Annotated in this window: 10 protein-coding genes; 5 read left to right on the plus strand and 5 right to left on the minus strand. The window is 69.9% G+C overall.

Annotated features, from left to right (window positions below):
* Positions 1 to 32: 32 nt before the first annotated feature.
* From ACZ7L7_RS29040 to ACZ7L7_RS29055, 4 genes are all read right to left on the minus strand, one after another.
* A complete protein-coding gene (locus ACZ7L7_RS29040) occupies positions 33 to 1,844 on the minus strand; it encodes an ABC transporter substrate-binding protein (protein ID WP_285510296.1) in 1,812 nt (603 codons plus the stop codon).
* A gap of 115 nt (positions 1,845 to 1,959) precedes the next feature.
* Positions 1,960 to 2,994, minus strand: a complete 1,035-nt coding sequence (locus ACZ7L7_RS29045; protein ID WP_285510297.1) for an ABC transporter permease — start codon at positions 2,992 to 2,994, stop codon at positions 1,960 to 1,962.
* A gap of 661 nt (positions 2,995 to 3,655) precedes the next feature.
* Complete coding sequence (gene typA / locus ACZ7L7_RS29050) at positions 3,656 to 5,563, minus strand: translational GTPase TypA (RefSeq protein ID WP_471591944.1); 1,908 nt, start codon at positions 5,561 to 5,563, stop codon at positions 3,656 to 3,658.
* A 181-nt stretch (positions 5,564 to 5,744) separates the two neighbouring features.
* Positions 5,745 to 7,934 (minus strand): ABC transporter family substrate-binding protein, encoded by a 2,190-nt coding sequence (locus ACZ7L7_RS29055; protein ID WP_285510299.1) that lies wholly within the window; start codon positions 7,932 to 7,934, stop codon positions 5,745 to 5,747.
* A gap of 286 nt (positions 7,935 to 8,220) precedes the next feature.
* On the opposite strand from ACZ7L7_RS29055, the gene ACZ7L7_RS29060 reads away from it, so the two are divergent.
* The 5 genes from ACZ7L7_RS29060 to ACZ7L7_RS29080 all read left to right on the plus strand — a co-directional run bounded on the left by ACZ7L7_RS29060 (position 8,221) and on the right by ACZ7L7_RS29080 (position 13,579).
* Complete coding sequence (locus ACZ7L7_RS29060) at positions 8,221 to 8,511, plus strand: hypothetical protein (RefSeq protein ID WP_285510300.1); 291 nt, start codon at positions 8,221 to 8,223, stop codon at positions 8,509 to 8,511.
* 26 nt (positions 8,512 to 8,537) lie between these two features.
* The gene (locus ACZ7L7_RS29065) at positions 8,538 to 9,359 is read left to right on the plus strand and encodes a hypothetical protein (protein WP_285510301.1); all 822 of its coding nucleotides are present in this window, start codon (positions 8,538 to 8,540) and stop codon (positions 9,357 to 9,359) included.
* Positions 9,359 to 11,287 carry a fumarate reductase/succinate dehydrogenase flavoprotein subunit gene (locus ACZ7L7_RS29070; protein WP_453601974.1) on the plus strand — a complete coding sequence of 643 codons (1,929 nt, stop codon included), beginning with the start codon at positions 9,359 to 9,361 and terminating at the stop codon, positions 11,285 to 11,287. Before ACZ7L7_RS29065 ends, ACZ7L7_RS29070 begins: the two co-directional genes overlap by 1 nt.
* Complete coding sequence (locus tag ACZ7L7_RS29075; protein ID WP_285510303.1) at positions 11,284 to 12,051, plus strand: succinate dehydrogenase/fumarate reductase iron-sulfur subunit; 768 nt, start codon at positions 11,284 to 11,286, stop codon at positions 12,049 to 12,051. Before ACZ7L7_RS29070 ends, ACZ7L7_RS29075 begins: the two co-directional genes overlap by 4 nt.
* A 70-nt stretch (positions 12,052 to 12,121) precedes the next feature.
* Entirely contained in the window at positions 12,122 to 13,579 is a 1,458-nt protein-coding gene (locus tag ACZ7L7_RS29080) for a hypothetical protein (protein WP_472077615.1), read from the plus strand.
* A 4-nt stretch (positions 13,580 to 13,583) separates the two neighbouring features.
* Here ACZ7L7_RS29080 and ACZ7L7_RS29085 read toward each other — a convergent pair whose 3' ends face one another.
* Positions 13,584 to 16,223 (minus strand): SpoIIE family protein phosphatase, encoded by a 2,640-nt coding sequence (locus ACZ7L7_RS29085; RefSeq protein WP_471591945.1) that lies wholly within the window; start codon positions 16,221 to 16,223, stop codon positions 13,584 to 13,586.
* Positions 16,224 to 16,396 lie beyond the last annotated feature (173 nt).

Raw genomic sequence — 16,396 nt, forward strand, 5'->3', positions numbered from 1 at the left:
GGGGCGCACCGGGCACCGCGGTCGGGAAGGGGTTACTTCACGAACAGCCGGCGCGGGTCGACGCCACCGATGACGTCGTCGTACACCAGGCCACCGATCTTGGAACCGGCGATCTGGGTCTGCTTGTAGTACGCCGTCGGGATGTTGGAGACGATCTCCTTGACGATGTACTCGTTGATCTCGTTCCAGGCCTCGGCCGCCTTCACCGGGTCGGTGATGGTGGACGCCTTGTCGATGTCGGCGTTGACCTTCGGGTCGTCGATGTGCGAGTAGTTCGAGGCGCCGTCCTGGATCTGGCGGCCGTCGTACAGCGGCGGGATGACAGTCGAGGCGGACGGCCAGTCAGCACCCCACGCGGTGTGGTAGATGTCGAAGTTGTTGTCGACCTTGCTGATCTGGTCGTAGTACGTCTCGGCCGGGATCTCCTGGCGCTGGACGTCGAAGCCGGCCTTCTCCAGGCCCGCCGCCATGGCGGTGGAGTACTGCTGGCCCTCGGGGGTGTTGATGTAGCCGAAGGTCAGCTTCAGGCCCGTCTTGCCGGCCTTCTCCAGCAGCGCCTTGGCCTTCTCCGGGTCACCCGCGGGCTTCTTCTTCTTGCCGAACGGGTCGAAGGTCGGGTCGTAGCCGGTGACGGTCGGGCTGATCAGACCGCCGGCGACCTCCATCGCGTCGTTGCCGCCGTAGGCGCGGACGAACGGGGTGACGGGCAGGGCGTAGGCGATGGCCTCACGGACCGTCTTGTCCTGCATCTCCTTGTGGGACAGGTTCACGTTCATCTGGCCCACGTACGGCTGGTAGCCGGAGACACGGCGCTTGTCCAGCGACTTGTCGTTGAGCACCTTGGACAGGTTGCCCGCGTCGACCTGGTTGCTGAAGCTGATCGCGGTCGCGTTGGCGCCCGAGTCGTCGAGGATCGCCTTGGTGGAGTCCTCGTACTGCTTGTTGAACTGGAAGTTGAACGTGTCGACGTACTGGTGCCGGATCGGGTCCGTCTTCGGGTCCCAGTTGGTGTTCTTCACCAGCTTCATGGACTTGCCGGACTTGAATTCCTCGATCTTGTACGGACCGGCCGTCATCGGCTCCTTGTCGTACTTCTGCTTCGTGTCGTTCTCCTCCGACACGATCGAGTAGCCCGCCATGGCGAGGGCGTACGGCAGGTCCGGCCGGGCGGACTTGAACTTGAACAGGATCGTCTTGTCGTCCGGCGTCTCGATGATGCTGTCCGGCAGGTGCTTGCCCTTGTACGGACCGTCCTTGAGCAGCTTGCGGTACGCCGTGCCCGGGGTGTCGGCGAGCCACTGCTGGATGAAGGTCGGGCCGTTGGAGATGAACGGCGCGAACAGGCGCTCGAAGGTGTGGCGCACGTCCTTGGAGGTGATCGGCGAGCCGTCGGCCCACTTGATCCCGTCCTTCAGCGTGTACTTCCAGGTCTTGCCGCCGTCGTCGGTGGTGCCGGAGTCGGTGGCCAGGTCGCCGACGACCTCGTGCTCCTTGCCGTCGTCGCCGGTGGCCTTGTAGCCGGTCAGGCCTCTGTGGATCAGCTGCGACAGGGCCATCTCGTCGGAGACGTAGATCTGGCCCGGGTCCAGGTGCGCGAAGCTGTCGCGCTGCATGACCGTGATCGTGCCGCCCGGCTTGGCACCGGGGACCTCGGCGGCGGGACCCGTCGAGGCCTTCGCGTCGCCGAACTCGATGCCGGCCTGCTGGCGCTGGGCGTTCTCCTGGTCCTGCTTGTTCTTGTCGCCGCTGCCCTCACTGCCGCCCTCGCTGCAGCCGGTGAGCACAAGGGCTCCCGCCGCGAGGAGTGAGACCGCGGCGTACGCGTGGCGTCCACCCTTACCCATCACTTTTTCCCACCCATTTCTTGTTGTTCATCAGTTGCTGATGAAGTGACGTGCTGTCCGCCGAACAGTCGTGTTGTCGGCCGGAGGTCGGGCGAGGCGCCCCTCAACGCCTCGGTCAGCGGGCCGTCTTGGGATCGAAGGCGTCCCGGACCGAGTCCCCGAGCAGGTTGAAGGCCACGATGAAGATGATCATCGAGATGCCCGGGAAGAACATGTAGGTGATGTCGTTCTGCATCACGAGCTCGGTGGCCGCCTTGGAGAACATCTGGCCCCAGTCCGGGGTCGGTTCCACCAGGCCCACGCCGAGGAAGGACAGACCGGCCTCCGCGGTCACGAAGTTCGGCAGCATGTAGGTCGCCTGCACCAGGATCGGGGTGACCACGTTCGGCAGGATCTCCTTGCGGATGATCCGGCCCGGGGGCGCCCCGCTGACCTTGGCCGCCTCGATGAACTCCCGTTCCCTGAGCGCCAGTGCGGTACCGCGCAGAATGCGCGCCAGGCTCATCCAGCCCAGGACCCACATCACCGAGATCAGCGCCACCACCCGGACATAGACCGGGGTCTCGTCGCGCGGGCTGACGAACAGGGAGACCACGACGGGCATGCTCGCGATGAAGAACAGCTGGGACGGAATGGCCAGCAGGAAGTCGATGACCCGGCTGATGATGAAGTCCGTCTTGCCGCCGAGGTAGCCGGCCGCCACGCCCAGGATGATGCCGGTCAGCACCGTCGCCAGGGTCACCGCGAGCGAGATGCCCAGGGAGTTGCGGATGCCGTAGAGCAGCTTGGTGAACACGTCGTAGCCGTTGCCCGGTTCGAGCCCGAACCAGAACTCGCCGCTGATGCCGCCGTTGGGCTGGATCGGCACGCCCGCGCTGTCGAACAGTTCCGGGCGCTCGTCGGCGAAGACCGTGTACGGGTCCTTGCCGTACAGCTTGGCGATCAGCGGGGCGAGCAGTCCGACCACGAAGAAGAAGATGACGATGTACGCGGAGATCACGCCGGTGCGGTCGCGCTTGAAGCGGAGCCACATCAGCTGGCCGGGTGACCGGCCGACGAGCGTCTCGTCCTCGGGCTTCGTCTTCGGCTCTGGTTCGCCGTCGACGACGACCGAACTCCCGCCGCCCTCGATGTCGATAGGACTTGTCACAGTTCGTCCGTTTCACAGGTGTGGGTGTGCCGAACCCACGACCGTCGCAGGGTGTGCGTGGTCGCGGATCGGATCATGAAGAAACGTCGGGGCACCCCGGGGCATGCGGGAAACCCGCAGCCGGACGCGCGTAGTTGAACGGCGGCATGGATCCGCCGGTCACCGACCTAGCGGCAACTGCCCCGCGCCGCGCCCGGATCGACGGAAACGGACGGCATGACCCACCTGGTGCGCATGACACCGCACATGGGTTCCTCCTAGTGACTCAACGCGTTCACCGACAAGAGGGGGTTGACGTCTTTCCTCCGACACCCCTGACGGAGGGTCAGACACCCCCTGGTGCTCGTGAGCCGGCGCTGTCCCCACAGCGCGAGACCCATTGACCCGAGCGCTACGCGGCTAACTATCTGCCATGCGCCAAGTACCGACCACTGTCTTTAAATCTCAATTCAGTCACAGCTGCCGTGTAGACCTTCCAAAATCTGGACAAAGCGTTCGCTCGGAGAAGGCCGCGAAACGGACGTGTTACATGGGTATCGGGCGGGGATCTCCGCAATCCGGACACCCGGCGCCGGAAAACCGGTTGCAAAAAGCCCGGATCCCCCCACCATGGGGGACCCGGGCTTCGCGTTGCTGCTATCGGTGCCGAACGGCCGCCGGATCAGCCGTGCTTGGCGCGGCTCGCGGCGCGGGCGCGCTCGCGGGCGTCCAGATTCACCTTGCGGATGCGAACGGCCTCGGGAGTGACCTCGACGCACTCGTCGTCGCGGCAGAACTCCAGCGACTGCTCCAGCGAGAGCTTGCGCGGCGGGACGATCGACTCGGCCACATCGGCCGTGGACGACCGCATGTTGGTGAGCTTCTTCTCCTTGGTGATGTTGACGTCCATGTCGTCGGAGCGGCTGTTCTCGCCGACGATCATGCCCTCGTACACCTCGGTGCCGGGCTCCACGAAGAGCACGCCGCGCTCCTGGAGGTTCGTCATCGCGAACGCCGTGACGGCGCCGGAGCGGTCGGCGACCAGCGAGCCGTTGTTACGGGTCTGCAGGGTGCCGAACCACGGCTCGTGGCCCTCGTGGATGGAGTGGGCGATTCCGGTGCCGCGGGTCTGGGTGAGGAACTCCGTCCGGAATCCGATCAGTCCTCGCGAGGGCACCACGAACTCCATGCGCACCCAGCCGGAGCCGTGGTTGGACATGTTGTCCATGCGGCCCTTGCGGACACCCATGAGCTGCGTGACGGCGCCCATGTGCTCCTCGGGCACGTCGATGGTCATGCGCTCGACCGGCTCGTAGACCTTGCCGTCGACGTCCTTGGTGACCACCTGGGGCTTGCCGACGGTCAGCTCGTAGCCCTCCCGGCGCATGGTCTCCACGAGGATGGCCAGCGCCAGCTCACCGCGGCCCTGCACCTCCCAGGCGTCGGGGCGGTCGGTCTCCAGCACGCGCAGCGAGACGTTACCGATCAGCTCGCGGTCCAGGCGGTCCTTGACCTGGCGGGCGGTGACCTTGCGGTCCTTGACGGCCGCCTTGTTGTCGGCGCCCTTGCCGGTGCCGCCGCGGCCGACCAGCGGGGAGGTGTTGGTGCCGATGGTCATCGAGATCGCGGGCTCGTCGACCGTGATCAGCGGCAGCGCGACGGGGTTCTCGGGGTCGGCCAGGGTCTCGCCGATCATGATCTCGGGGATACCGGCGACCGCGCAGATGTCACCCGGGCCGGCCTTCTCGGCGGGCTTGCGGGTGAGCGCCTCGGTCATCATCAGCTCGGAGATGCGGACGTTGGACACCGAGCCGTCGCGCTTCATCCACGCGACCGTCTGGCCCTTCTTCAGCTCGCCCTGGTGCACGCGCAGCAGCGCGATACGGCCGAGGAAGTTGTCCGCGTCCAGGTTGGTGACGTGGGCCTGCAGCGGGGCGTCCTCGTCGTAGGACGGGGCCGGGATGGTCTGCAGGATGGTGGAGAAGAACGGCTCCAGGCTGTCGGAGTCCGCCGGGACCGTGCCGTCCTCCGGCTTGGTCAGCGAGGCGATGCCGTCGCGGCCGCAGGCGTAGACGATCGGGAACTCGATCTGCTCCTCGTCGGCGTCCAGGTCGAGGAAGAGGTCGTAGGTCTCGTTGACGACCTCGTCGATCCGGGAGTCCGGACGGTCCGTCTTGTTGATGCACAGGATGATGGGCAGCCGCTGCTGGAGCGCCTTGCGCAGCACGAAGCGGGTCTGCGGCAGCGGGCCCTCGGAGGCGTCGACGAGCAGCACGACACCGTCCACCATCGACAGACCGCGCTCGACCTCGCCACCGAAGTCGGCGTGGCCGGGGGTGTCGATGATGTTGATCGTGATGGGCTCCCCGCCGTCCTTGGGGTGGTACTTCACCGCCGTGTTCTTGGCGAGGATCGTGATGCCCTTCTCACGCTCCAGGTCGTTCGAGTCCATCATGCGGTCGTCGACCGAGTCGAGCTGGTGGGCGGCGAAGGCACCGGCCTGCTTCAGCATGCCGTCGACGATGGTGGTCTTGCCGTGGTCGACGTGGGCGACGATGGCGACGTTTCGAATGTCGTGGCGCGTGGCCATATTGCGGCGTTCTCCCGGAGTGTGAGGACGGCCTGCGCGTACTTCCGTGTGACGCGGGCCCTGCCGGGCTTGACATGCCACGGCCTCACCCCATGGTACGGGGCCTGGGCAGCTGCGGCGCGCCGGACCGCTTCTGCCCAGGTTGGAGCGGGTACGGAATGCTTTTCCGGGAGGTTCCGGGCTACTTCTCGGCGGCGGTGGCCCCCGGCCCCGGCCGGGCGCCCTTCTTCAGGAAGCCCATGTCCTCGTAGACCGGGGTCCGGAAACCGAAGGCGCCGGTGTTGGCGAGGTTCTTGCGGGCCGCCAGGAGCTGCGGGCGCTGGTAGAGCGGGATGGACCCGGCCGCCGCCCAGATACGGGAGTCGGCCTTGCGGATCAGGTTGCGGCGCGCGGAGTCGCTCAGGGTGGAGATCGCCTGCTCGAAGAGCTGGTCCACCTGGTCGGTGCCGACCCGGGTGTAGTTCTGCTCCACGTTCAGCGAGCCGTCCGCCGCCGGGACCGGCTTGGCGTAGATCGGGCGGGCGTCGGTGGCGGGGTAGGCGGAGGCGGGCCAGGAGTACAGGGCCAGGTCGTACTCGCCGGAGGCGATGTGGTCCTTGAAGTAGCTCTCGTCCTTGACCTTGGTCAGCTCGGTGCGGATGCCGACCCGGTCGAGCATGCGCCGGATGCGCTCGGCGACCGTCCGCAGGGACTCCGAGCCCGGCCCGGAGGGCAGGACGAAGCGGAGGGTGAGCGGCTTGCCGTCCTTGGCCAGCGGCCCGGCCGCGGCACCGGCCGGGGTGGCGGCGGTCTTGGCGGCGGCCTCGGCGGGGGCGGCGGTGCCCTTGGGGGCGTAGGCGCCCGGTGCGCTGCCCTGCTGCAGGTCGTGACGTTTCTTCTCGCGGTCGGCCTCGGCGGGCGCCTTGTCGTCCTCGCCGACGACGTAGGTGCCGTCGTCCTTCCCGGACTCGCCCTTGCCCTTCTTCTCCTTGCCCTTCTCCTTCTCCGCCCCCGCCGCCTTCTCGCCCTTCTCCTCCTTGATCGGACCGCCCCGCACCCATCCGGCGTCCGCGAGCAGGGCCCGGGCCTCCGCGGTGTCCTGGTCGCCGAGGGCGCCGCTGTTGTCGGCGTAGGCGGCCTGTCCGGCGAGGGCCAGGTGGCTGCCGACCGGCTCGGCGGGCAGCCCGAGGGGCCCCAGGACGGCCTTGGCAATCTCCTCGCGGTCCAGCGCCCGCGCCACGGCCCGGCGCACCCGTTCGTCGGCGAGCGGGCCCTCGGATCCGTTGAGGGCGAGCTGGGTGAAGGCGGGCTCCAGGGAGCGGCGGATCTCGTAGCCCTTGAAGGCGGGCTGGAGGCGCTCGGCCCCGGCCTTCCGGCCCTCGGGGCCCTGCCTGCCCTCGCCGCCCTGCTTCGGGTCGGCGTCCGTGCTGCTCTTGGCGTCGGCGTCCTTCGCGCCGTCGGCGGCCTTCTCCCCGCCCGCCTTCTTACCGCCCTTGGCCTTCTCGCCGGCGGCTCCGGCCGTGGCACGCATGCGGCGGACCGTGCCGGGGTCGATCTCGGCCAGGTCGAGTTCGCCTTCGGCCAGCGCCTCGGCGCGCTCGTCGCGCGGTACCGCGCGCAGCACGATCTTCTCCAGCTTGGCCGGACTGCCCCACCAGCGGGGGTTGCGGGCCAGGGTGATCTCGTCGTCCTTGCGGTCGACCTTGCGGACGACGAAGGGCCCGGCGGTGATCCTGAGCCTGCGCCGGGCGCTGTCGTTGAAGGAGTCCGGGGTGCCCATGACCTCCTTCGGGTACAGCGGTGAGAACAGCGAGCGCCAGTCCGCGTACGGGCGGGCGAAGGTGACCTTGACCTCCAGGTCGTTGGCGCCGCGCTCGATGCGCTGGATGCGGTCGTACCCGGCGTTGCGCGCGGTCCAGTACGCCGAGTCCTTGCCGGACAGCGCCCGCCACTGGGCGGCGAAGTCGGCGGCGCCGATCTCCCGGCCGTCGCTCCAGACGGCCTGCTGGTTCAGCTTGTACAGCACGACCTGCTTGGGCTCGGTCTCGACGACCTTCGCGGACTCCAGGTAGTCGGGGTTGATCTCCGGCTGCCCCTTGTCGTCCAGGCGGTACATCGAGGGCAGGACTGCCTGGGCGACCCGGGTGGTGGTGGCGTCGGCGTCGGCCTGGAAGGTGTTCAGGGTCTCCGGGACGGAGTCCACCGCCCAGCGCAGGGTGCCGCCGTCGGCCAGCAGGGAGCGGGCGGCGGGGACGATGTCCGGCCCGGCGAGCGGCTTGCCCGCGGGATCCTCGGAGGCGCATCCCGCCAGCAGCGGGACCGCGAGCGCACCCGCGGTCAGGAAAGCGACCGATCGCGCCACCGCGCGAGGTCCTGGGCCGTCGTGGGACATCTCTGCTTACCTCCGGGGGCCGCGGGCGTTATGATCACGTTTGGCGGTATATGGAGCTGATCACATCTATGCGGCCACTGAAGAGGAAAGGGTTCGGCAACGGGCTGCGACACGGCGTGGCACGTCGTGAAGCCCACTCGTGTGGCGCAAGCACCACGGGATGCACCCACGCGCCTCGGCCAATCGGTGCACGTCCCTTCACAGCGACAGGTGTGACGCGCAACACTCGCAGGCGCATGAACGTTGCCACCCACGGCCGCACGGCCGACGGAAGTGAGGTCACGTCATGTCCGTGCACGACGACCTGATGTCAGTCCAGCGGTGCCTCGACGACCTGAACCGGTCGGTGAGCCGTCTGGAACAGCAGCTCGGCAGCGGCGGTCTGGACATCCGCCGCGTCCGTACCGACTGCGACCACCTGCGCGAGAGCGTGGACCTGCTGCGCGCGACGGCCTCCGTCCCCACGACGCAGAAGCGCCCCGATCTCGTCACGATCCCCGACACCCCGTACGACGACTCGCTCTGGATCGACACCGACGACGAGGGTCTCGGCGCCCGGGACCGGCGAGCCCCCTGAACCCAGCCCCCGACCGGAGTCAAACCTTGGCCACTGGTACGGAACCCCATCTGAACAGCGGCGGTGTGCACACCCCGACACGCGCCGCGATCTCCGCCTCGCATCTGCGGACCGACCGTTGGTGGCTGGCACCCGCCGCCACCGCGGCCGGTCTGCTCGCGTTCATCATCTATTCGACCTGGCGCGCCTTCTCCAACGCCGACTACTACGCGGCGCCGTACGTCTCGCCGTTCTACTCCCCCTGCCTCGCGGAGAACTGCGAGCCGATGCGGAACGGCCCCAACTGGGAGATCTTCGGCAGCTGGTGGGGCCTGTCCCCCGCCATCCTGATCCTGATCTTCCCGCTCGGCTTCCGGCTGACCTGCTACTACTACCGCAAGGCGTACTACCGCGGCTTCTGGGCCTCGCCCCCCGCCTGCGCGGTCGCCGAACCCCACCGCACGTACACCGGTGAGACCCGCTTCCCGCTGATCCTGCAGAACATCCACCGGTACTTCTTCTACGCCGCCGTCCCCGTGGCCTGCATCCTCACCTACGACACGGTGCTGACCTTCCGCGACGAGCACTACGAGTGGGGCCACATGGGCCTGGGCACTTTGGTGTTCCTCGTCAACATCGTGCTGATCTGGGCGTACACGCTCTCCTGCCACTCCTGCCGGCACATCGTCGGCGGCAAGCTCAAGCACTTCTCCAAGCATCCCGTGCGCTACCGGATGTGGCAGTGGGTGGGGAAGCTCAACGCCCGCCACATGCTGCTGGCCTGGGCGTCGCTGGTGAGCGTGGCGCTCGCCGACTTCTACGTCTATCTGCTCGCGTCCGGTGTCTTCGACGATCCGAGGTTGTTCTGATGTCCGTGGTGGACCGGCAGGAGTGGGACGTCGTCGTGGTCGGCGCGGGCGGCGCGGGCCTGCGCGCCGCCATCGAGGCCCGGGAGCGCGGCGCCCGTACGGCGGTGATCTGCAAGTCGCTGTTCGGCAAGGCGCACACGGTGATGGCCGAGGGCGGCATCGCGGCGGCGATGGCCAATGTCAACGAGCACGACAACTGGCAGGTGCACTTCCGCGACACCATGCGCGGCGGGAAGTTCCTCAACCAGTGGCGGATGGCCGAGCTGCACGCACGGGAGGCCCCGGACCGGGTGTGGGAGCTGGAGACCTGGGGCGCCCTGTTCGACCGCACCAAGGACGGCAGGATCTCCCAGCGCAACTTCGGCGGCCACGAGTACCCGCGCCTGGCCCATGTCGGCGACCGCACCGGCCTGGAGCTGATCCGCACCCTCCAGCAGAAGATCGTCTCCCTGCAGCAGGAGGACTTCAAGGAGACCGGCGACTACGAGTCCCGGCTGAAGGTCTTCCAGGAGTGCACGGTCACCCGCGTCCTCAAACAGGACGAGAAGGTCTCCGGAGTCTTCGCCTACGACCGGGAGACCGGCCGTTTCTTCGTGCTGGAGGCGCCCGCCGTAGTAATCGCCACCGGCGGCATCGGCAAGTCCTTCAAGGTGACGTCGAACTCATGGGAGTACACCGGCGACGGCCACGCGCTGGCCCTGCTCGCCGGGGCGCCGCTGCTGAACATGGAGTTCGTGCAGTTCCACCCGACCGGGATGGTCTGGCCGCCGTCGGTGAAGGGCATCCTGGTCACCGAGTCGGTGCGCGGCGACGGCGGGGTGCTGCGCAACTCCGACGGCAAGCGGTTCATGTTCGACTACGTCCCCGACGTCTTCAAGGAGAAGTACGCCGAGTCCGAGGAGGAAGCGGACCGCTGGTACGACGACCCGGAGAACAACCGGCGGCCCCCCGAACTGCTCCCCCGCGACGAGGTGGCCCGCGCCATCAACTCCGAGGTGAAGGCGGGCCGGGGCTCCCCGCACGGCGGCGTCTTCCTGGACGTGTCGACGCGGATGCCCGCCGAGGTGATCAAGCGGCGGCTGCCGTCGATGTACCACCAGTTCAAGGAGCTGGCGGACGTCGACATCACGGCCGAGCCGATGGAGGTCGGGCCGACCTGTCACTACGTGATGGGCGGGATCGCCGTCGACTCCGACTCGGCGGCCGCGCGCGGGGTGCCGGGGCTGTTCGCGGCCGGTGAGGTCGCGGGCGGGATGCACGGCTCCAACCGGCTGGGCGGCAACTCCCTGTCCGACCTGCTGGTCTTCGGACGCCGGGCGGGCTGGCACGCCGCCGAGTACACCGCCGGGCTCGCCGACGGGCGGCCCGTGGTGGACGACGCGCAGATCGACGCCGCCGCGGCGGAGGCGCTGCGCCCGTTCTCCGCGGAGAGCCCGGACGAGGGCGCGCCGGAGAACCCGTACACCCTCCACCAGGAGCTCCAGCAGACCATGAACGACCTGGTCGGCATCATCCGCCGCGAGGGCGAGATGGCGCACGCCCTGGAGAAGCTGGCCGAGCTGCGGGTACGGGCCCGGCGGGCCGGGGTGGAGGGGCACCGGCAGTTCAACCCGGGCTGGCACCTGGCGCTGGACCTGCGGAACATGCTGCTGGTCAGCGAGTGCGTGGCGCGGGCCGCGCTGGAGCGCACCGAGTCGCGCGGCGGGCACACCCGCGAGGACCATCCGACGATGGAGCGCTCCTGGCGCAACGTCAATCTGCTGTGCAGGCTCGCCGATCCGACCGGCGGGCCGGCCGCCACCGACCCGGAGCGCGGTCAGATCGACCTCGTCCGGGAGACCACCGAACCCATCCGCCCGGACCTGCTCGCCCTGTTCGACAAGGAGGAGCTGGTCAAGTACCTCGCCGAAGAGGAGCTGTACGAGTGAGCAGCTACGAGGCCCGCTTCAAGGTGTGGCGGGGTGACACCGAGGGCGGCGGCCTGGAGGACTTCAAGGTCGAGGTGAACGACGGCGAGGTGGTCCTCGACATCATCCACCGCCTCCAGGCCACCCAGGCGCCCGATCTCGCCGTGCGCTGGAACTGCAAGGCGGGCAAGTGCGGTTCGTGCTCCGCGGAGATCAACGGACGGCCGCGGCTGATGTGCATGACCCGGATGTCGGTGTTCTCCAAGGAAGAGACCATCACCGTCACCCCGCTGCGGGCGTTCCCGGTGATCCGCGACCTGGTGACGGACGTCGGCTTCAACTACCAGAAGGCGCGGCAGGTCCCGGCGTTCGTCCCGCCGAAGGAGCTGGGGCCGGGCGAGTACCGGATGATGCAGGAGGACGTGGACCGCTCGCAGGAGTTCCGCAAGTGCATCGAGTGCTTCCTGTGCCAGGACACCTGTCACGTGGTGCGCGACCACGAGGAGAACAAGCAGGCGTTCGCCGGTCCGAGGTTCCTGATGCGGGTGGCGGAGCTGGACATGCACCCGCTGGACGCGGCGGCTCAAGCGGGCCTCGACCGCAAGAGCACGGCGCAGGACGAGCACGGGCTCGGCTACTGCAACATCACCAAGTGCTGCACGGAGGTCTGCCCGGAAGGCATCAAGATCACCGACAACGCGCTGATCCCGCTGAAGGAACGGGCCGTGGACCGCAAGTACGACCCCCTCGTCTGGCTCGGGTCGAAGATCCGCAGACGTTCCTGACCGCTGGGCGGCTCCCTCCTGGGGGCCACCCCGGTCGCGCGGGGGGTTTCCTGCTCATACGCTCCCAAATGTGACGCCATCCTTGATCCGGGGCCGGCCTCGGCGGGCCAAGGGGCAGATATCCGTGCGGCTGCTCATAGCCGTGGCGGGTGTGCTGGTCGCCACGGTGTGGCTGCTGCTGCCCGGCCCGTCCTCGGCCCCGGAGCCCAAGGTCGCGGCCGGTGCGGCGGCCCAGGAGGAGCCGGAGCAGACCTCGACGGGCGACCTGGTGCTCCCGCTGGTGGCGGCCGTGGCGGCGGTGGCGGTCGCGGGATACGCGTACGTACGCCGCGCACGACGCGCCCGGACCCGTACGACCCCCGGGGGCGCCCCCGCCCCGGACGCCTCCCCCGGACCGGCCGACCTGGACGAACGCTCGCAGGCACTGCTGGTGGAGGCGGACAACTGGGTGCGGGTCAGCCGCGAGGAGCTGACCTTCGTGGAGTCACCGGGCGAATCGGTCCTACGGGCGCTCCGGGAGGCGGAACGGGAGCTGGCCTCGGCGTTCCGGATGCGGCAGCGGTACGACGACGGGGTGCCGGAGGACGACGCGGGGCGCCGGCAGGTGCTCGCGGGGATCATCGGCCGCTGCGAGGAGGCGGGACGCCGACTGGACGCGGAGGCGGCGGGCTTCGACCAACTGCGGGGCCTGGAGGCCGACCTGGCCGGGGCGCTGGGTGCGGCCGAGGCACGCTTCCGGGAACTGACCTCCCGTACCGGGGCCGCGGGCACGACCCTTACGGAGCTGACCAAGCGCTACGGCACCGCGGCGACCGCCCCGGTGGCCGGTTACGTGGAACAGGCCAAGGACCGCCTGGTGTTCGCCACCTCCCGCCTCAACGAGGCCCGCCAGAGCGCGGACCGCGACGAGACGGCCCCGGCGATCGGGCAGTTGCGCGCGGCGGAGACGGCCGTCGCGCAGGCCGAGACCCTGGTCCACGCCGTCGCACGCCTGGCGGAGGAACTGCCCGCGGCGGCGGCCCTGGTCCCGCCCGCGCTGACCGGCGCCGAGGCGGAGATCGCCGGGGCCCGCGAGCGGGTCACGGGCACCCCGGGCGGCCCGGCCGACGTCCGGCTCGCCCACGCGGACGGCGTCCTGTCGGACGTCCGGGAGGAGCTGCTGGCGGGACCGTACGACCCCATCGAGGCCCTGCGCCGGATCGTGCGCGGGGTGGTACCGGTCGCGGACGGCCGGGCCGGGGTGCTGAGAACGGCTGCCTGGCTGGTGGCCCGCGCCTCGACCGCCGCGGCGGAGTCCCACATCGCCACCCACCGCGGCACGGTCGGCAGCGCCGCCCGCACCCGCCTGGCCGAGTCCCACCGTCTGCTGACCGCCGGGCCCGGCCTCACCGACCTGCTCACCACGGACGCCCTCGCCCGCCGCGCCCGCGACCTGGCGGAACAGGACATCCGGCTGCGGGGCGCGGCTCCCGAGCCTTCCGTGCCGATGAGCTTCGGGGGGCCGCGGACCTGCGGTCGGAGAGGGTGAGGCGTCAGAACAGGCTCAGCAGGGCCTCCGCCGGGTCCGTCAGGCCTGTCTCCCCGTCCGGCAGGGGGAGTTCGAACCAGACCGTCTTGCCTCTCGGGGTCCGGCGGGAGCCCCAGGCCGCGCTGAGCAGGCCGACGAGCTGCAGGCCGCGGCCGCCCTCGTCGGTGTCCCGGGCTCTGCGGCGGCGGGGCTGGACCAGGCCCGCGTCCCAGACCTCGCAGACCAGGGTGCGGTCGAGGAGGAGGCGGAGGCGGATGTCGCCCTCGCCGTAGCGCAGGGCGTTGGTGACCAGTTCGCTGACCAGGAGTTCGGTGGTGTCCACCAGCGGCTCCAGGTCCCAGCTCAGGAGCTGGCCGCGGGCGTACTCGCGGGCGCGGCCCACGCTGCGCGGTTCGCGCGGGAGGGTCCAGTCGCCGACGGAGTCGGCGGGCAGGCCCTGGACGCGGGCCATGAGCAGCGCGATGTCGTCCTCGCCGTGGTGGGTGTCGAGGGTGTTGAGGACGTGGTCGCAGACGTCCTCCAGGGGGCGGGCCGGGTCGGTCAACGCGCCGACGAACGCCTGGAGTCCCTCGTCCAGGGGGTGATCGCGGCTTTCGACCAGTCCATCCGTGTAGAGGGCGAGCAGGGCGCCCTCGGGCAGTTCGACCTCCACCTCCTCGAAGGGCTCGCCGCCGACGCCGAGCGGCATGCCCGGCGGGACGTCCAGCATCAGCGCGGCCTCGCCGGGTTCGACCAGGACGGGCGGCAGATGACCGGCGTTGGCGAAGGTGCAGCGGCGGGTCACCGAGTCGTAGACCGCGTACACGCAGGTGGCCAGGTACACCTCGGACAAGTCCGCCTCGCGGGGCCTGCGGGCGGCACGGGTGGCCTGCTGGACCCCGCCCGGCGCGCCGAGCCCGCGCGCGATCTCGTCCAACGCGCTGAGCACTTCCGCCGGTTCGAGGTCGAGCAGGGCCAAGGTGCGTACGGCCGAGCGGAGTTCGCCCATCGCGACGGCGGCGCGCAGACCGCGGCCCATGACGTCGCCGACCACCAACGCCGTGCGGTGTCCGGGCAGTTCGATCACGTCGAACCAGTCGCCGCCCACCTCGCTCGGCCGGTCGGAGGAGGAGTTGCCGGGCAGGTAGCGGCAGGCGATGTCCAGGCCGGAGGCGACCGGGTCGCCGGGCGGGAGCAGGGACCGTTGCAGTATCAGCGCCCGCTCGTGCTCCCTGCGGTACAGCCGGGCGTTGTCGATGCACACCGCCGCCCGCGCCGCCAGCTCCACCGCCAGCGCCCGGTCCCGGTCCCCGAATGGCTCGCTGCCCTTGGTCCGGGAGAACTGCGCGAGCCCTACGACGGTGTCGTGGGCGACCATCGGCACGGCCAGCGTGGACTGGACGAGGCCGCCCTCCTCGGCGGGCACGGACTGCGGGCGGGCGGTGCGCAGGGCGTCCGCGCAGGGCGAGTTGAACGGGAAGTGGTGGACCGCGCCGACCGCGACGGTCGCGGTGCCGCCGACGAAGGGCGCGTCGGAGACGGCGCTGGCGAAGGCGACCCGGCGCAGTTCCGCGCTGCCGTCGGCGAGGCCCGGCGGGGTCTCGTCACCGGCCAGCAGGCCCTGGTAGAGGTCGACGGTGGCCAGGTCGCAGAAGCCGGGGACGACGACGTCGAGGAGTTCGCGGGCCGTGGTCTCCAGGTCGAGGGAGTTGCCGATCCGGGCGCCGGCCTCGTTCAGCAGGGCGAGGTTGCGCCGCGCGGCGGCTGCCTCGCGGGCGGCGGCGCGGCGGGCTGTGATGTCGGTGCCGAGCCAGGCGATACCGATGGGCCGGCCCGAACCGCTGTGCACTCGGTAGAGGTTGACGGACCAGTGGCGGCGGTCCTCGGAGCCGGGCAGGAAGCCGGTGACGTGCATGTCCGTGATGGACTCTCCGGTCTCCAGCACCCGGCGCAGGGTCGCGGTCACCCGATCCGCCTCCGGCCGGGGCAGATAGTCGTGCACGCCCTTGCCACGGTGGTCGTCGGGGGTGCCGCCGAACAGCGAGGCGAACCGCTTGTTGGCGCGGCGCACCCGGAGGTCGGGGTCGATCAGCAGGAAGCCGAACGGGGATTGACCGAATATCGCCTGCGAGGCCGCGAGGTCGGTCTCGATCGTGCGCAGGGTGCGGACGTCGACGACGATGCAGACGGCGGCCTTCTCGCCGTCCTCGGTCCGGGTCGGCATGACGTAGACCTCGGCGAGCGCCTCCTCGCCCGGTCCGCCGGTCTCCCCGTCGGGCTTGCGAAAGGGCACGACGCCGGTCCACTCGCGGCCGTCGAGGATCTCGGCCATCTTGCGATGGCCCAGCTCACGCCGGTCGGGGTCGATGAAGGCGGCGATCGGGTCCATGCCCACGGCGCGTTCGGCGGGGATGCCGAAGAGCTGCTCGGCGCGCAGGCTCCACTGGTCGACCAGACCGTCGGGGCCGATGGAGAAGGACGCGACGCGGATGTAGTCGTACATGGAGCCGGGCGGACTGCTCTGCCATATGCCGTCGGCGGGCGGCACGTCGCCGGGGACCCGCGCGGTGTGGACCCCGTCCGCGGCGGCGCCGGCGGGCGCCCCCGTCCTCGCGCCGTCCGACGGGTCCCCGGACTCCGTGGCCTTCGCTGGTATCTCGCTCACGCGAACCGTCCCCTCCAGCTCACCGCGTCCGGCACCGGTCACCGATAGGCGGCTGCCCGCAGTATCCAGCACTACGGCGCCGCGCAACACGGTGTTCACGATCACAGCACGTTCCCGATCGTTTTTGGACCGTACCGCGGAAACACTTCCAGTCTTCTAACCAGCCAACACGC

Source organism: Streptomyces sp. NPDC110618 (assembly GCF_055657065.1).

Coding starts and splice junctions, on each gene's coding strand:
- ACZ7L7_RS29040 (WP_285510296.1), bottom strand. CDS start 1,844: ATGGGTAAGGGTGGACGCCACGCGTACGCCGCGGTCTCACTCCTCGCG.
- typA (WP_471591944.1), bottom strand. CDS start 5,563: ATGGCCACGCGCCACGACATTCGAAACGTCGCCATCGTCGCCCACGTC.
- ACZ7L7_RS29055 (WP_285510299.1), bottom strand. CDS start 7,934: ATGTCCCACGACGGCCCAGGACCTCGCGCGGTGGCGCGATCGGTCGCT.
- ACZ7L7_RS29060 (WP_285510300.1), top strand. CDS start 8,221: ATGTCCGTGCACGACGACCTGATGTCAGTCCAGCGGTGCCTCGACGAC.
- ACZ7L7_RS29070 (WP_453601974.1), top strand. CDS start 9,359: ATGTCCGTGGTGGACCGGCAGGAGTGGGACGTCGTCGTGGTCGGCGCG.